Origin of the sequence: Burkholderia mycopellens, assembly GCF_964265025.1 — a bacterium.
GTDB lineage: Bacteria > Pseudomonadota > Gammaproteobacteria > Burkholderiales > Burkholderiaceae > Burkholderia.
In genome coordinates, this window is record NZ_OZ183803.1 from 1,890,002 (window position 1) to 1,906,380 (window position 16,379).

Here is a 16,379-nt window from a genome sequence, read left to right on the forward strand (position 1 = left end):
CGCCGCGTCTGCCAATGGTCTACTGATGCCGGACTGCCGGGGGGACGTCAGCGCGTATCGCGCGTCTGCCCGAGCGGACGACACCACGCACGCCGGAGCAGCACGTGAAAAACGAAATCAGAACCATCCTGAAGCACGTCGCCCATCTCGAAGCCGCGATCGACTCGATCGGCGACGGGGACGATCTCTACGAAGCGGGCCTTTCGTCGCTCGACACGATCCAGCTGATGCTCGCGATCGAGAAGCAATTCAACATCGAGATTCCCGACGAGATGCTGAACCGCAACCTGTTCCGCAGCATCGACGCGCTCGCGGACACGATCACCACGCTGCAACGCACCGAGCATTCAGCATGAGCGCGCTGCTTCCCGAACTCGCGGCCGACAGCGATTCGCGTCGGCTCGACGAGGCCGCGCATGCCGTCGCGCAGATCGCCGCGCAGCACGCGGACGCGGTCGACCGAGACGCGCGCTGCCCCGTCGAGGCGATCGAGGCCATGCGCTCACGCCGCCTGCTCGGCGCGATGGTGCCGCCCCATCTCGGCGGCGCTGGCGCGTCGCTGGAAGACATCGCGTCGGCCTGCTCGATTCTCGGCCAGGCCTGTGCGTCGTCGGCGATGGTGTTCGCGATGCACCAGATCCAGGTCGCCTGCGTCGTCGACCACGCGCTCGACCAGGGCTGGCACAAACTGTTCCTGCAGCAGCTCGTGCGTCACCAGTGGCTGCTCGCATCGGCCACGTCGGAAGACGGCGTCGGCGGCAACCTGCGTGCGAGCCAGTGTGCGCTCGAAATCAACGGCGGCGAGTTCCGGCTGCGCAAATCCGCGCCGACGATCTCGTATGGCGACTATGCGGACGGCATCCTCGCGACCGCACGACGCGATGCGGACGCGCCGGCTTCCGAGCAGGTGCTCGTCACGCTGCTGCGCGACGGCTATACGCTCACGCGCCGCGGCGAATGGGACACGCTCGGGATGCGCGGCACCTGCAGCAACGGTTTCGAGCTCGATGCGCAAGGCGCTGCCGTCCAGTGCCTGCCGGTGCCGTTCGCGAAGATCGCCGAGGAAACGATGGTGCCGGTGTCGCACATCCTGTGGGCCGCGGTATGGATCGGCGTGGCCGGCGACGCGTTCCACCGCGCGCACCAGTTCTTCCGCGCGCAGGCACGCCAGACCGATGGCGCGCCGTCGCCCGCGTCGCGGCGCATCGCCGATTCGCTTGCGCTGATGCAGGCGATGCAGGCCCGCGTCGACAACGTGCTGCGCCTTCATGCGAATCCGGCGTCCCGCTCGTGGTCGGCCGGCATGGCCCGGGCCGCCGAGATCAACACGCTGAAGACCTACGTGTCGACGACCGCGCTGGAAGTCGCGCACCAGGCCATGATGATCTGCGGGATGGCCGGCTACAAGCAGGGCACGCCGTTCAGCATCGGCCGCCACATTCGTGACCTGTATGCGGCGCCGCTGATGATCAGCAACGACCGCATTGCCGTCAACACCTCGAACCTGCTGCTCGCGCTGCGTCCTGCGACGCTGGAGAAACATACGTGAACGATCGCCTTGCCGTGCCCTCCGCCGCATCCGCTCCCGCCGATGCACCGATCGACCGCGCGGGCGTCAACCCGCTGCGCGACGAACTGATCGACGCGGGCCTGCTGGTGTCCACCGGCATCCAGGGCCTGTTCGGCCGCAGCGAACGGTTCGAGCGCGTCGTGGAAGCGCTCGACGCGTTCGTCACGCGCATCGGCGCCGACCAGCAGGCCGAAATGCTGCGCTTCCCGCCGGCGATGAGCCGCACCGAGTTCGAGCGCAGCGAATACATGAAGAGCTTCCCGCAGCTCGCGGGCAGCGTGCATGCGTTCTGCGGCGACGAACACCAGCACCAGCGCGTCTTGCAGTGCCTCGATCGCGGCGACGACTGGACGGAAAGCCAGAAGCCCACCTACGTCGTGATGACGCCGGCCGCGTGCTACCCGGTCTACCCGGTCGTCGCACGCGCAGGCGCGCTGCCGGCCGACGGCCGGATCGTCGACGTCTTCTCGTACTGCTTCCGCCACGAGCCGTCGCTCGATCCGACCCGCATGCAGCTGTTCCGGATGCGCGAGTACGTGCGGATCGGCACGCCCGAGCAGATCGTCGCGTTCCGCGAGACCTGGATCGAACGCGGCACGCGGATGATCGAGATGCTGTGCCTGCCCAACGCGATCGACCTCGCGAACGATCCGTTCTTCGGGCGCGGCGGCAAGATCGTCGCGAACAGCCAGCGCGAGCAGAACCTGAAGTTCGAGCTGCTGATCCCGATCGAGCACGATGGTCGCCAGACCGCCTGCCTGAGCTTCAACTACCACATGGACCATTTCGGGCTGCTGTGGGACATCCGCACCGCCACGGGCGACGTCGCGCACACGGGCTGCGTCGGCTTCGGCCTCGAACGGCTCACGCTCGCGCTGTTCCGCCATCACGGCCTCGACCTCGATGCATGGCCGCGCGCAGTCCGCGACGTGCTGTGGGGCACGCCATGAGATTCGTGTCCCGCGACGGCGACGACGCGTCGTTCGAGGATGTGCGCCACCGCGCGCGCCACTACCGGCCGCATCCGCTGCATGGCCAGGAGATGGTCTGGAAACAGACCAACTGCTACGTCGACATGTGGCTCGAGGTGCTCCGTTGGTGGGGCTTCAATCCGTACGCGGCGCTGCCGTTTACGATCGCGCTCGATTTCGAGGGCGACCAGTTCACGTTCTTCAAGTTTCCGCACGACGAACTGGAGCGGCTGTACGGCATCGTCGTGCAGGAGCACTCGATCTACGAGCCGCTCGTCCAGCACATCGAGACGCAGGTTGCGCGCGGCCACCTGATGATCGTCGAGGTCGACGCGTGGTTCCTGCCCGATACGCGCGGCAGCAGCTACCGCACGCAGCACACGAAGACGACGATCGGCATCGATGCAATCGACCGCGCAAAGCGCCAGATCGGCTACTTCCACAACAGCGGCTATTACGTGGCCGAGGATTTCGACTACGACGGGCTCGTCGGCGGCAACTCGCCGATGACGCTGCCGCCGTACGTCGAATGCGCAAAGCGGCGGTTTGCGCCGCTCGACGAGCGTGCGCTGTGCGAAACGTCGCTCGCCGCGCTGCAGCGCCACCTGCGGCGCCTGCCGGTCGTCGACCCGATCGCCGCATTCCGGCGGCAGTTGCAGACCGATGCGCGGACGCTCGCCGATTCGCCGCTCGAGCGTTTCCATGCGTACTCGTTCAACTCGGTACGGCAGCTCGGCGCGAATTTCGAGCTGTTCGGCCATTACGCGCGCTGGCTGCAGGCCAGCGGCTGCGTCGGGCCGTTCGCCGAGATCCGCGCCGCGTGCGACCGCATCGCGTCCGAAGCGATGGTGCTCGAATTCCGGCTCGCGCGCGCCTGCGCGCGCGGCAAGGAGGAGCGCGGCGAGTCGACGCTCGAAGCGATCGAGGCCGCGTACGCGGATGTGGTTGCCTGCGCGCGGCAAATCGCGTTGCCGCTGCGGCACATGACGCCCGTGCGCAGCGACACCGCGGCAGCCGTGCCGGTCATGCGGTGACGCGCGCGCGCGCCCTGCCCGCGTGGTCGATGCTGGCGACGGCCGCGGGGGTCGCACGGGAACCGCGCGACCTCCCGGCCGCCGGCTGGATCCCGGCGACCGTGCCCGGCACGGTCGCGCAGTCGCTCGCGCTTGCGGGCCGGCTCGACGAAGCCGAATCGCTCGACGAACGCGACCACTGGTACCGGATCGAACTGCGCGGACACGGGCCGCGCGTGCTGCGCTTTCACGGCCTCGCGACGCTCGCGCAAGCGTGGCTCGACGACACGCCGATCCTCCGCTCCGACAGCATGTTCGTCGCACACGACGTATCCGTGTCGCTCGACGGCGCTCACCGGCTGACCCTGTGTTTCCGGGCGCTCGCCCCGCACCTGCGCGACACGCGCGCGCCGCGCCGGGCACGCTGGCGCACGCGGCTCGCCGAGCCGGCGGCGCTGCGCACGATCCGCACGTCGCTGTTCGGCCACATGCCGGGCTGGTTTCCGCCGCATGTACCGACCGGCCCGTGGCGGCCCGTGGACGTGCTCGATCCGGCCGACGGGCCCGTTCTCGTCGATTGCGACCTGCACGCGCGCATCGAAGGCGACACGGGCTGGCTCGATGCGGAACTGACGTTCGCCGCGCCGCTGCCCGACGCGATCGCGGCGCGGCTGTCGTGCGGCCAGCACCACGCCACGCTCGAACGTGCCGGTGCCGACCGTCTGCGCGCCAGCGTCGCGGTACCCAACGTGTGCCGCTGGTGGCCGCATACGCACGGCGAGCCGGTGCTGTACGACGTTGCGCTGCATCTCGGCGACGCGGTGCGGCCGCTCGGTGCAACGGGTTTCCGCACGATCGAAGTCGACGCCGGCGCCGACGGCAAGGGCTTCGGGCTGCGCATCAACGGCGTGCCCGTGTTCGCGCGCGGCGCGTGCTGGAGCAGTGCTGCACCGCTCGCGCTGCACGCGGACGACGCGACCTACGCCCGCCTGCTCGGGCTCGCGCGCGACGCCGGCTTCAACATGATCCGCGTCGGCGGCACGATGACCTACGAGGCCGATGCCTTTCACGCGTGGTGCGACCGGCTCGGGCTGCTGGTCTGGCAGGATTTCATGTTCGCGAACTTCGACTATGCGTTCGATGATCCCGCGTTCGCGGACAACGTCGATCGCGAAGCCCGGCAGTTCCTCTCCCGTCACGGCGCATCGCCGTCGCTCGCCGTACTGTGCGGCGGCAGCGAGATCGCGCAACAGGCCGCGATGTCCGGGCTCGGCCCGAAGCAGCGCTTCCTCGAGCTGACCGCCGACCGGCTGGCCGGCCACGCGGCCGCATGCCGGCCCGACGTCCCGTATGTGCCCGATTCGCCCGACGGCGGCGTGCTGCCGTTCGCACCGCGCGAACGCGTGTCGCACTACTACGGCGTCGGTGCCTACCTGCGCCCGCTCGACGACGCGCGGCGCGCGGACGTGCGCTTCGCGAGCGAATGCCTCGCGTTCTCGAACGTGCCGTGCGACGCGACGCTCGCCGAGCTCGGCTGGCCCGGCGTGCACGAGCCGCGCTGGAAAGCGGCCGTGCCGCGCGACCCCGGCACGTCGTGGGATTTCGAGGACATACGCGACCACTATCTGCAGACGCTCTACGACGTCGTGCCCGACCGGCTGCGGCGCGAGGATCCGGCGCGCTACTTCGAGCTGTCGCGCGCGGTCATTGCGGACCTGATGCGCGAAACGTTTTCGGAATGGCGGCGCACCGGCTCGCGCTGCGCCGGCGCGCTCGTCTGGCAGTTCCAGGACGTGATGCCCGGCGCCGGCTGGGGGGTGATCGACGCCGCGCACCGGCCGAAATCGGCGTGGTATGCGTTGCGCCAGGTCCTGCAGCCGGTGCAGGTGCTGCTCGTCGACGAAGGCTTGAACGGGCTCGATGTGCATGTGGTCAACGAGCGCCCCGCGCCGCTGTCGGCTGCGCTCGAGCTGGTCGCGCTGCGCGACGGCCGCACGCCGGTCGCGCGGGCCGGCTGCCCGGTGCGAATGGCGGCGCACGACGCCGTGCGGATCGGCACGGCCGAGCTGCTCGGCCGGTTCTTCGACTGGACCTACGCGTACCGCTTCGGGCCCTGCGAACACGACACCGTCGTCGCGACACTCCGCGCGGACGACGGCACGCTGCTGTCGCAGGCGTTCCATTTCCCGTCCCGCACGGGTCCGGCCGCCCTGGCGCGCCGTGAACTCGGGCTGGAAGCGTGCGTGTCGCGCACCGGTAACACGTGGCATGTCGACATCGACACACGGCACGTTGCGCGTCATGTGCAGATCGATGCGCCGGGCTACCTGCCGCGCGACGACTGGTTCCATCTCGCGCCCGACACGCCGGCGCGCGTCACCCTCGTTCCGCTTGACCTGACCGGGAAGCATGGAGCCGCGGCCGATGTGCCGCCGGCCGTGGAAGTCCGGGCAGTCAACGCCGCGCGCACGGTGCGCGCCACGCAGGCCGGTTGATGCGGTGCTCGCGGCGGCTGAAAGCCGCGAGCGCCCATGTCGAATCTCAGTCGGACGAGCCCGTGCCGCGCGGCCGCTCGATCCCGTATGCCTCCATCCAGCGATACAGCGTCGCGCGCGACACGCCGAGCTCGCGGGCCGACGCCGCGACGCGCCCGCGCGTGCGCAGCAGCGCGGTTTCGATCGCCTCGCGCTCGATCGACTTGCGGATGTCGGCCACCGACGGCGACGCGGCATCGAGGCAGTACTCGAGTTCGAGATCCTGCGCGGTTATCAGGCGCCCTTCCGTCATCACGACCGCGCGGCGCACGCGGTTGATCAGCTCCCGGACATTGCCGGGCCAGTCGTGCTTGTAGAGTGCCGTGATCGCATCCGTCGAGAAGCCGCGCACGCGATGGCGCGCGTCGCCACGGAAGCGTTCGAGCATGTGATGCGCGAGCAGCTCGATGTCCTTGCCGCGCGCGCGCAGCGGCGGCTGGTCGATGCGCATCACGCACAGACGGTGGAACAGGTCCGGCCGGAAGCGCCCTTCCGCCATCGCGTCCCGCAGGTCGACGTGCGTCGCCGACACGATCCGGACATCGACCGGCACCGGATCGCTGCCGCCCAGCCGATGAATTGCGCGCTCCTGCAGAAAACGCAGCAGGCTCGCCTGACTCTCGTGCGGCAGGTCGCCGATCTCGTCGAGCAGCAGCGTGCCGCCGCTCGCCGCTTCCACATAGCCGATCTTGCGTGCGTTCGCGCCGGTAAACGCGCCGCGTTCATAGCCGAACAGTTCGGATTGCAGCAGGTGCGGCGGAATGGCGCCGCAGTTGACCGCGACGAACGGGCCGTTGCGGCGCTCCGAATGGCGATGGATCGCGACCGCCGTCAACTCCTTGCCAGTCCCCGTTTCGCCGAACACGAACACCGGTGCGTCCGTGCGCGCGAAGCGCCGCACCGTATCGAACAGCCGCAGCATCGCGCTGCAGGTGCCGACGATGCCTTTCTCCTCCGATTCGAGCCGTTCGCGATCGCGCGCGAACAGGCACTCCATGCCGTACGCATGGCCGACGGTATCGGCGATCCGCTGATGCGAGGCGGGCAACGTGACGTAGTCGAAGCAATAGTCGCGCAACAGCGCGCGCACGTTCGGCGAAGCGGTCTGGCCGACGTCGACGAGGGCGACCCAGACGACGTCGCGCATCGACGCGCAGGTCGACGCAATGCTCCCGATCGCGTCGGCATGGCCGCCGCTCAGGTCGAGGATGCCGCAGGTGATTTCACCGGACGTGTCGCGCAGCTCGCTCGCCTGCGCAACGATCGACACTTTCCAGTCGCGTCGCGCCAGTTCCTTTCGCAGCATGACGGACGGCGACTGCGTCCAGTAAATCAGCGGACGCTGCCCGTTACCACTCCCCGCGCCGGCGCTCTTATCGCGCGTTATTGGCATATTCATAACGAACCATCACTTTCTCCACTCCGCGAACCGTTCGCGTGCGCTGCGGCCGGCGGCGCATGGCCACCTTTCCGCGCTGCGTTTCCGCAGCTTTGGCGAAGATCGAAACTGCACACGGCGAGAGCCCCCGGAGGTCGAGCCGGATGTCATCCGGCCTCGTTGTCATCGAACTCGAAGGGAACGCGCGGCTGAGGGAGCCACGACGTTCCCGCTTTGAGGCGACCCGCCATCCAGGCGGAACGCGTCGGCAGACGGGAATGCCGTCGGCATGTGCGTCACGTCGTACACGACCGTTGCGCCCGATGCTGAACCGGATGGCCGCCACCCCGCTTCCGGAATGACCGCCGCATTTCATCCGCTCCTGAATTTACACCCCGTTTCGAGATGGTCTTGTTACCAAAAGATAAACCTGAATCAACCGGTTACGCGACCGATAATGCAACCGGTTGCCCCGCACCACGCGCGTTTGACCACTGAGATTTGATTATCTACGAGCATTCCAGTCAATCAGTGGCAAATACTACTTTTCCCCAAGATAGGCACGGTTGATTGCCAGTCATTTTCACCGAAATCCCCGGGAATGGCCGACACCGCACTCCACTTGCCACATAATCGCGCGCGCCGCCGGACAGCCGAATCGTATCGCGGCGACGCCCGGCCCGCTCGGTCTCCGCTCGTCCGTTACATGCCGTAATCAACCGCGCCACATCACGCATCCCGTTTCGCGGCGCCGACGCACGGCGAGACGCGTGCCGCGCACGCCGATCGCTGTCCGGCGAGTCGTCGCGGCCACGTGTGAAGTCGGTCGCGCCGGCGCGCGCCTCCCGCGATGCAGCATGGCGATCCGCCACGCGACGCTCAGGCTCGTCGGGATCGGATCCGGCGTTTCGTCGGTTCGGATGCGGGCCGCACGTTGTCGCCATCGGCCAGGCCGCGTCGCCTGATCCCAAGCCCCAACAACGGCATGCGGATGGAGGACATGCACGCCGCACGGGCACGCACTGCCCCGGCGTGATTCGACGAGGCGGCTCACGGCCGGCCTGCGCGATACAGCCGACCGCGTGCGTGAGTGTGTGCCCGGCGCCGCCATGCACGACCGGCCCGTCGTGAACGCTCGCAGTCTTCAAGTCCGGCCCCCGGTTCTTTATTGACATTCGATGTTGACTGGCCTCGCATCGACGCGGGCCGCCAGGATGGGGCAATTATGAAAAGGCACCGGCCATCCCGGTGTGTGCTACCGCACCTTGCGGCGCTCGCGCGGCGCTTCCCGGCTGCGCAAGCCGCACCGGCGAAGCGAATCCGGATCGTGAGTACGCTTTCGAACAGACCGACGCACCGCGCACCCGGATGATGAGGATCGCCGCGCTGCATGGGACGATCGCGTCCGTGCGGCACGGCATGCCGAAGGCATCACGCGAGGACAGCATCATGGAATGGCATTGTTGTGAATTCGAACATCTGGGCGCCGTCGACCTCTACGCAATCCTGCGCGCCCGCAACGCCGTGCTGGTGGTCGAAGACGCGCACACGCATCTCGACATCGACGGCAAGGACGCGGGCGCGCTGCATGTCTATGCGACCCTGCGCGACGGCGACACCATGGAAGTCGCGGCTTACGCACGCATCCTGCCCGGCGACGACATCGACCCGGACGTCGTGATCGACAAGGTGCTCACGAGCGAGAGCCGCCGCGACGACGATACGCTCGAGCGGCTCATCGAGCGCGCCCTCACCGCCGCGCAGGCCGCATGGCCCGCGGCTGCGGTGCGCACGCACGTCCCGGCGCCGCGCCAGGCGTTCTACAAGCGTTTCGGATTCCGCAAGGCCTATGGCCCGTATCTCGAACAGGGTGCGCCGTTCATCGGTCTGGTGCGATCGTCCGACCGCGCTGCAGGCGCGCTGCGCAACCTGCTGTCGCGAGCCGTGTCGGCACACCGGTCGCGCAACGACGACGCGCGAGCCGACAGCCGCACACACAACCGGCAGCCCGCCGACACCGGAGCCAATCGATGACCCGCACCCTTCGTCCGGTTCCCGAGCCCGACCTGCCGTGCATCCTGCCGGTGATTCTCGCGGGCGGCTCCGGCACGCGGCTGTGGCCGCTGTCGCGCGAGCAGTATCCGAAGCAGTTGATCGAGCTGACCTCGAACGAATCGCCGTTGTCGGCGACGGCGCGCCGCCTGAACGGCATCGCGAATGCCTCGCTCGGCGACACGCTGCTGCTGGTCTGCGGCGAGCAGCATCGTGTCATGAGTGCCGCACAGGTGCTCGGCCGCGCGGCACCCGCCCGCATCCTGCTCGAGCCGGCCGCACGCAATACCGCGCCTGCGCTGACGCTGGCGGCACTCGACGCAAGCCAGCTCGCGGACGATCCCGTGCTCGCGGTGATGCCGGCCGATCATGTGATCGCCGACGTCGGCGCCTTCCAGGATGCGATCGCGCGCGCGGCGCGTTACGCACAGGAAGGCGCAATCGTCACGCTCGGCGTGCTGCCGCGCCGCGCCGAAACGGGCTACGGCTACATCCAGGTCGGCGAGCCGCGCACGGGCCGCCACGGCGGCCAGGGCGGCTACGCGATCGGTCGCTTCGTCGAAAAGCCCGACGCGGCGCTCGCCGAGCGCTATCTGCAGTCGGGCGACTACTGGTGGAACAGCGGGATTTACGTCACTCGCGCATCGGTCTGGCTAAGGGCGATCGCCGCGCTCGCGCCTGACATCCACGCGGCCTGCGAAACCGCATGGCGTGCGGGCATCGCCGAGGATCCGTTCTTCCGGATCGATGCGGCGGCCTTCGACGCGTGCCCGTCGGACTCGATCGACTACGCGGTGATGGAGCGCCTCGCGGAACACCGCGAACTCGGCATCGAAGGCATCGTGGTGCCGCTCGCGGCCGGCTGGTCGGACGTCGGCACCTGGGATGCGATCTGGGAAATCATGCCGAAGGACGATCACGGCAACGTCGCGCGCGGCCCGATCGTGTTCGAGGATACGCAGGACAGCTTCGTGCGCTCGGAGGGGCGCCTGATCGCGTGCGTCGGGATGAAGGACGTCGTCGTGATCGAGACGCCCGATGCGGTGCTGGTCGCGAACAAGCACGACGTGCAGCGCGTGAAGAACGTCGTCGCGCGGCTGAAGACCGACCGGCGCCCGCAGGCGAGCGAGCACCGCAAGGTGCAGCGGCCGTGGGGACACTACGATTCGATCGATCTCGGCGAGCGCTTCCAGGTGAAACGGATCGTGGTCGAGCCCGGCCAGCAGCTATCGCTGCAGATGCACTATCACCGGGCCGAACACTGGATCGTCGTACGCGGCACCGCGAAGGTGACGCGCGGCAACGAGACGTTCCTGCTCTGCGAAAACGAGTCGACGTATATCGCCGTCGGTGAAATGCACCGTCTCGAGAATCCAGGCAGGATTCCGCTCGAAATCATCGAGGTGCAATCGGGTGAGTATCTCGGCGAGGACGATATCGTCCGGTTCGATGATCAGTATGGACGCGCGGTCGATGCACGGGCGGCGCAACCGGTCCCGATTGCGTCACCGAAAACGCTCACGCCGACCGCCGTGCCGGACGTCGCTCGATAAGCATGTGCGGATCACGCCCCCGCGCGCGCGGAAGACCGACGCATGCCCGGCCACGCTTCGGTCGCGCAATGTAAGCCATCGCACCCAGCCCGTCGCGCGTGCGTAGCACAATGCCTCAGACACGCGTCGTCACGCGTCCTCGAACGGACATTCATCGATGCGCGACATGAATCGTCCGATCACTGTCAGCCGTAGAGACGCGTTTCGCCCTCTCGCCATCTCGGCGCCTCATCGAGTGTCATCGAGTGGATTGATCCCCCGACAACGTCGGCATGTCATAGGCCTGATCGAGATCGAATGGATGCGGACGACAAGGCTTTATCTCATCCATTCATTTAGTCATACATATCTTTTGAATGTTTTCCATCGATCGAATTGAATATCGTCGACATCGCGGGTTGTCGGATATTCGCATTTACGGTCGACCGCGCGGCATCCGGCCGAACAGGCAGCCCAGAAGATGACCACACAACGGATCGTTCATATTGTCGAAGCGTTTGGCGGCGGCGTGCTTTCGATGCTCGTCCACCTCGCCAATCACGCTGCGGCAACGGGCGTCGACGTGACCGTGCTGCATTCCATCCGCCCCGAAACGCCGGCCGATTTCCCGATGCTCTTCCGACCTGACGTCGAGCTCGTCCACGTCGACATGGCTCGCGAAGTCAGTGTCAGGAAGGACCTGCTCAGTTTGCGCGCCCTGGTCCAATGCCTTCGCGAATGCCGTCCGACGGTGATTCATCTTCATTCGTCAAAGGCCGGCGTACTGGGACGGGCCGCAGCTAGAATCGCCGCGCCGGCCGCAAAGGTGCTCTATTCCCCGCATGGCCTGTCGTTTCTGCGTCGCGATGTTTCCCGCGCGAAACAGTTCGCCTATCTGGGATTCGAGCGAATGGCCGCCCTCCTCGGCGGAACCATCGTCGCCTGCTCGGACAGCGAACTCCAGGAGATCAAGGGGCGAATTCGAGCGAAATCGGCCGTGCTGGTGGAAAACGGCGTCAACGTCGTCGAGATCCCTTCGCGTCGGGCGCGTGACGATCACAAGATTGCGATCGGAATGAGCGGTCGCGCGTCTTTCCAGAAAAATCATCAAGCCTTCGTACAACTGGCGACCGAGCTGCACGATGCCGACGTCCAGTTTCTCTGGATTGGCGGCGACGCCGACGAAATTCCGAATCCCCGCGAAAGTCAGGCAATTTTCTGCAGCGGCTGGGTGACGCGTTCGCGCGCACTCGAGCTGGCGTCCGGACTGGATATCTACGTCCAGACCTCGCGCTGGGAAGGCATGCCGGTGGCACTGATCGAGGCGCAGGTGGCAGGCCTGCCCGCCGTGGTCACGGACGTCGTCGGCAACCGCGACGTGGTCATTCACGGCGTGACCGGATACGTCGCGTCAAATGTCGACGAGATGACGCGGTATGTGGCCCTGCTCCGCGACGACCGGCAGCTTCGGGAACAAATGGGGGAATCGGCCAGAAAGTTTGCACTCCATCGGTTTTCGATGAATGCCATCTTCAGACAATGGCAGTCCCTCTACGGACTGAACGCGCGCCCGCGTCGCGCCGATGCCCTGTATTTCGAGCATGCCGCAGCTGAGCAGGTCAAGGCCTGACGCATTGCCGTAATCGGGAACAGTGCGTGTCGCCTTCGACAGCAGTGCACTCCGCACATCGCTCTCTCGACCTTCGGCAATCGAACCGATGCCCGTCATGGACGCGACGCAGGCGGCGCCGTTCAGCCCGATCCACACGCCTCAGGCCGCGTATCGACCTCACCGGATTTGACATGAGCAACCTCAAAGAACCCAGGAAACTCGTTTATAACGGCCGTTTCGCCACCCAGAAAACGACGGGGGTGCAACGCGTCGCACGCGAGTTGATCGCTGCACTGGTCCGGTCGCAGCCGCAGGATTCCGTCACCGTACTCGTTCCGCCGCATACCGATGCCGTGGTGAGCGGTACGAAGACGGTCAAGGTCGGCTTCGCCAAAGGCGTGATCTGGGAGCAACTGGTCCTTCCGCTTTTTGCACGCCGCGACCGCATCGTCAACCTCAGCAATTCCGGTTCCATTTTCCTTGGCCAGCAGATCATCTATATGCACGATGCGGCGGTGTTCGATACACCCGCACACTTCTCCCGACCGTTTCGGGTGTGGTACCGGATCATGTTCTGGATTCTCGCGCGCACCTCCATTTGCGTGTTGACCAACTCCCGCTTTTCGCGCGATCGCCTCGCGCACCACTGCGGCGTTTCAACGGACAAGATCAGCGTCGTCCCACTGGGTGCAGACCATCTCGACGCACTGGAACCGGACCCGAGCGTATTGAACGAACACGCGCTCACGCCGGGCCGGTTCGTGCTGGCGGTCAGCAGCATGAACCCCACCAAGAACTTCGGCCGGCTGATCGCTGCGTTCCGGCAGATCGACGACCCGTCGGTGGATCTCGTCATCGTCGGCATGCGCAATGCCGCCGTGTTTGGCACGCAGGACGATATCTCCGCGCCCGCGCCTAACATCAAGTACGCCGGGTACATCAGCGACGAGAAGCTGAAAGCGCTGTATCAGCATGCGGCCTGCTTCCTCTACCCATCGATCTACGAGGGGTTCGGCATTCCGCCTCTCGAGGCGATGCGATATGGTTGCCCGACGCTGGTCGGAAGATCGGCGGCGCTGCCGGAAGTTTGCGCCGATGCGGCACTCTATTGCGATCCCTATTCGTCGAACGACATCGCAGAAAAATTGCGCAATCTGCTCGACTCCGCCGAACTCAGGGCGGATCTGAAACGTCGAGGTTCCGTTCACGCCGAGCAATACAGCTGGAGCAAGAGCGCGGAAACGATGAACCGAATATTCAATACACTTTAAGGCAGCCTATGCGCATCGTCGGGCGCCCGCTGCCGGCCGGCAAGCGCTCACCCACGTCGATCGACTCCCCGCGATGCCGTCATCCAGCCCGGCAAACGGCATGCGGGATGGCGCTGGAACACCTGCCTTTTGCCGGCCTCGTCGGTGCCGCCATACGAATCCACGGCACCGGGCCTCCCGGGATTACACGCGCTGGCGCGCGGTCGAGCGAACCGGAAAATCACGCGTCCGCACGCGTTCGGCGACCGGCCGGTTCGATCCCGTGTAGGTATTGAAGACGTGCCCCGTGATATCGGCACCGATGCTCCGCAAGCGCGACAACGCGGTCTCGACGTCGGCGACGCGTGTCACGCCACCGCGCGAAACGAGGACGTGCGCGTCGCACTTCGCACCGATGATGCCGAGCGCGTCGTTGTTGGGCAGCAGCGGCGGCCCGTCGATGACGACGAAGTCGTAACGCTCGCGCATTGATGCGATGAGTGTCGTGAAACCGGTGCCTTCCAGCAACTCGCCGGGAGACGTTTTGACCGGAACACCCGCCGGCATGATCGACAGGTGGCTTCCCGCAACGGGCAGCGTCACGGTATCGGGTGACACCGAGCCGTCGAGCACCTGTGCGAGCCCTGGGCCGCCCGCCATCGATGAAGCACGCAAGTCCGCGTTGATCAGCAGCACGCTGGCCTTCGTTCCCGCCAGCAGATACGCCAGATTCGACGCCACGAAGCTGCAGCCGACGCCCGCCGTCACTCCCGTGAACAGCAGGACCTGGCCGCCTTCGCTCCCATGATCAGGCGCCGCGAGCGCAACCTTCAGGCTCGCGCGCAATGCACGCACCGAATCGACCCCCACGTCGTCGGGATGCGTCGCGGCCAGAGGCAACGCCATCACGCGCGACCCGCCAGGCACGGCCGTCAAGGCAGGCGACGACGCCACGATCGCGAGACAGGGGCGATCGGTCACCCTGGCCAACCCGGCCGGTGAATGCAGCTCACGGCGATACAGCGACAGCAAATGCACGCCCGTCAATGCAAGGAACACCCCTGCAAACAGCGCGCCGAGCACGACAATGCCGCGCTTGGGCCAGACCGGCCGGAACGGCGCGACCGCCCAGTCGACCGCCATCACGCCCGGCGACGCGCTGGAAATGGCGAGCTCGAGTTGCTGCGCGTTGGTCAGCACGCTTGTATAAAGCTGCGTCGCGATCGTCACCTGGCGTGACAGCCGCACGAATTCGCGCTGCGTCGTCGGCAACCTGGCCGCCGTTGCGCTCGTGTCGCGGATCTCCTGCTTCACCTGCTCGAGCTGTGACTGAACTGTCTGATACTGGAAGCTCTTTGGCAGAAAACGCTGCCTGACGTCGTCGAGCGAGATCTGCAGCGCGGTCTGGTGCTCCGCCAGCGAGTTGAGGCGGCTGATCAGCGCGACCCCTTGCTGATCGACGTCGATCGCACCGTTCTGCGTCCGGTACCGGTTCAGATCGTCCTCGGCCTTCTGCAAGTCGTGTTTCAGTCCCGGCAGCCGCTGGCGCAGCGAGTCGAGATTGCGCCGTGCGCGATCGGTCCGAAACGCGAGGTCGCGCTGCAGATACTGCTGCACGATTGCGTTGACCATCTTCTTCGCTTCCCGGGCGCTGTCCGTCTGGTAGCTGAGTCGAATCATCGAAGGCGATTCCAGTGTCGAGTCGCGGTTCGGCACGACCGTCTTCAGATGCTTCGATATGTTTTCGTATACGAGCGGCTCGGGTTGCTTGCGCACCGTGAATGCGATGCCCGGACGCGCGCGCAGCGCGTCGACACGCAACCGGCCGGCCGTCGCCTCGCCGGGCAGCCTGAACGGCACCGTTTCACCGACCTTGCCGTGCGCGAGCGCGTGGTTGTCGTCGTCAAGGAGCATCCAGGTATTCGTGTCATCCGCGACGATCCTGAATCGATCACCGAGCGCATTCGTCGGAATCGAGAATTCGCCGATGTCGAGCCGTTCGCCGCCCCATGCATAACCGGTCATCCCGAGCGGCGCCGGCGCGAGCGCGTCGTCCGCATCGAAGCGCGAGGCCACAAGCGAACCGATCAGCGGAAACCGGCTTGCATTGCGGATATCGAGATCGGCACCGGTCGCATCGATCGCTGCGTCGATGACCGCGCGCGATATCAGCATCTCGCTTTCGTCGGACGCCGACGGCGACGCCGCAATCGTCCCGGACACGTCCGACAGCGAACTGATCGACGAACCCGGCTTGGTCTGGACGCGCAGCAGCGCTTCGGCCCGATACTGCGGCGTGGCCAGCAGTGCGTACAGCACACCCGCGACGAGCGTGACGCCGATCGTTGCGAAGAACAGGCGGCGATGCTGTCTAACGGCTTGCCAAAGCTGCGTCAACCCGGATTCGTCGGGTAACCGCTGCGGAGACTGGATGATTCGTGCGTTGGTTTTCATGGTTGTTTTCTGG

Annotated in this window: 11 protein-coding genes; 9 read left to right on the plus strand and 2 right to left on the minus strand. The window is 66.5% G+C overall.

The genetic code is table 11. From position 1 onward, the window contains the following. Positions 1–104: 104 nt before the first annotated feature. The 5 genes from ACPTTC_RS26770 to ACPTTC_RS26790 are packed head-to-tail and all read left to right on the plus strand — an operon-like array spanning position 105 to position 6,049. Positions 105–356 carry an acyl carrier protein gene (locus ACPTTC_RS26770; protein WP_046547642.1) on the plus strand — a complete coding sequence of 84 codons (252 nt, stop codon included), beginning with the start codon at positions 105–107 and terminating at the stop codon, positions 354–356. Continuing rightward, positions 353–1,549, plus strand: a complete 1,197-nt coding sequence (locus tag ACPTTC_RS26775; protein ID WP_423394621.1) for an acyl-CoA dehydrogenase family protein — start codon at positions 353–355, stop codon at positions 1,547–1,549. Before ACPTTC_RS26770 ends, ACPTTC_RS26775 begins: the two co-directional genes overlap by 4 nt. Beyond that, positions 1,546–2,520, plus strand: coding sequence for an amino acid--[acyl-carrier-protein] ligase (locus ACPTTC_RS26780; protein WP_423394622.1), 975 nt, complete (start codon positions 1,546–1,548; stop codon positions 2,518–2,520). Before ACPTTC_RS26775 ends, ACPTTC_RS26780 begins: the two co-directional genes overlap by 4 nt. Beyond that, on the plus strand, positions 2,517–3,575 hold the full coding sequence (locus tag ACPTTC_RS26785) for a DUF1839 family protein (RefSeq protein WP_423394623.1): 1,059 nt from the start codon (positions 2,517–2,519) through the stop codon (positions 3,573–3,575). Before ACPTTC_RS26780 ends, ACPTTC_RS26785 begins: the two co-directional genes overlap by 4 nt. Before the next feature lie 29 nt (positions 3,576–3,604). Beyond that, positions 3,605–6,049 carry a glycoside hydrolase family 2 protein gene (locus ACPTTC_RS26790; RefSeq protein WP_423394624.1) on the plus strand — a complete coding sequence of 815 codons (2,445 nt, stop codon included), beginning with the start codon at positions 3,605–3,607 and terminating at the stop codon, positions 6,047–6,049. Positions 6,050–6,095: 46 nt separating this feature from the next. On the opposite strand, the gene ACPTTC_RS26795 is transcribed toward ACPTTC_RS26790, so the two are convergent. After that, complete coding sequence (locus ACPTTC_RS26795) at positions 6,096–7,487, minus strand: sigma-54 dependent transcriptional regulator (RefSeq protein ID WP_175950474.1); 1,392 nt, start codon at positions 7,485–7,487, stop codon at positions 6,096–6,098. A gap of 1,347 nt (positions 7,488–8,834) precedes the next feature. Here ACPTTC_RS26795 and ACPTTC_RS26800 point away from each other — a divergent pair. The 4 genes from ACPTTC_RS26800 to ACPTTC_RS26815 all read left to right on the plus strand — a co-directional run bounded on the left by ACPTTC_RS26800 (position 8,835) and on the right by ACPTTC_RS26815 (position 13,933). Continuing rightward, positions 8,835–9,500, plus strand: coding sequence for a drug:proton antiporter (locus ACPTTC_RS26800; protein ID WP_423394625.1), 666 nt, complete (start codon positions 8,835–8,837; stop codon positions 9,498–9,500). Next, positions 9,497–11,071: a mannose-1-phosphate guanylyltransferase/mannose-6-phosphate isomerase gene (locus tag ACPTTC_RS26805; protein WP_423394626.1), complete on the plus strand. Its 1,575-nt coding sequence runs from the start codon at positions 9,497–9,499 to the stop codon at positions 11,069–11,071. The genes ACPTTC_RS26800 and ACPTTC_RS26805 overlap by 4 nt, the downstream gene beginning before the upstream one ends. A gap of 460 nt (positions 11,072–11,531) precedes the next feature. Then, complete coding sequence (locus ACPTTC_RS26810) at positions 11,532–12,680, plus strand: glycosyltransferase (protein WP_423394627.1); 1,149 nt, start codon at positions 11,532–11,534, stop codon at positions 12,678–12,680. A gap of 173 nt (positions 12,681–12,853) precedes the next feature. After that, on the plus strand, positions 12,854–13,933 hold the full coding sequence (locus ACPTTC_RS26815; protein WP_423394628.1) for a glycosyltransferase family 4 protein: 1,080 nt from the start codon (positions 12,854–12,856) through the stop codon (positions 13,931–13,933). 183 nt (positions 13,934–14,116) lie between these two features. On the opposite strand, the gene ACPTTC_RS26820 is transcribed toward ACPTTC_RS26815, so the two are convergent. Beyond that, positions 14,117–16,366, minus strand: a complete 2,250-nt coding sequence (locus ACPTTC_RS26820; protein ID WP_423394629.1) for a GNVR domain-containing protein — start codon at positions 16,364–16,366, stop codon at positions 14,117–14,119. Between the last annotated feature and the right edge of the window lie 13 nt (positions 16,367–16,379).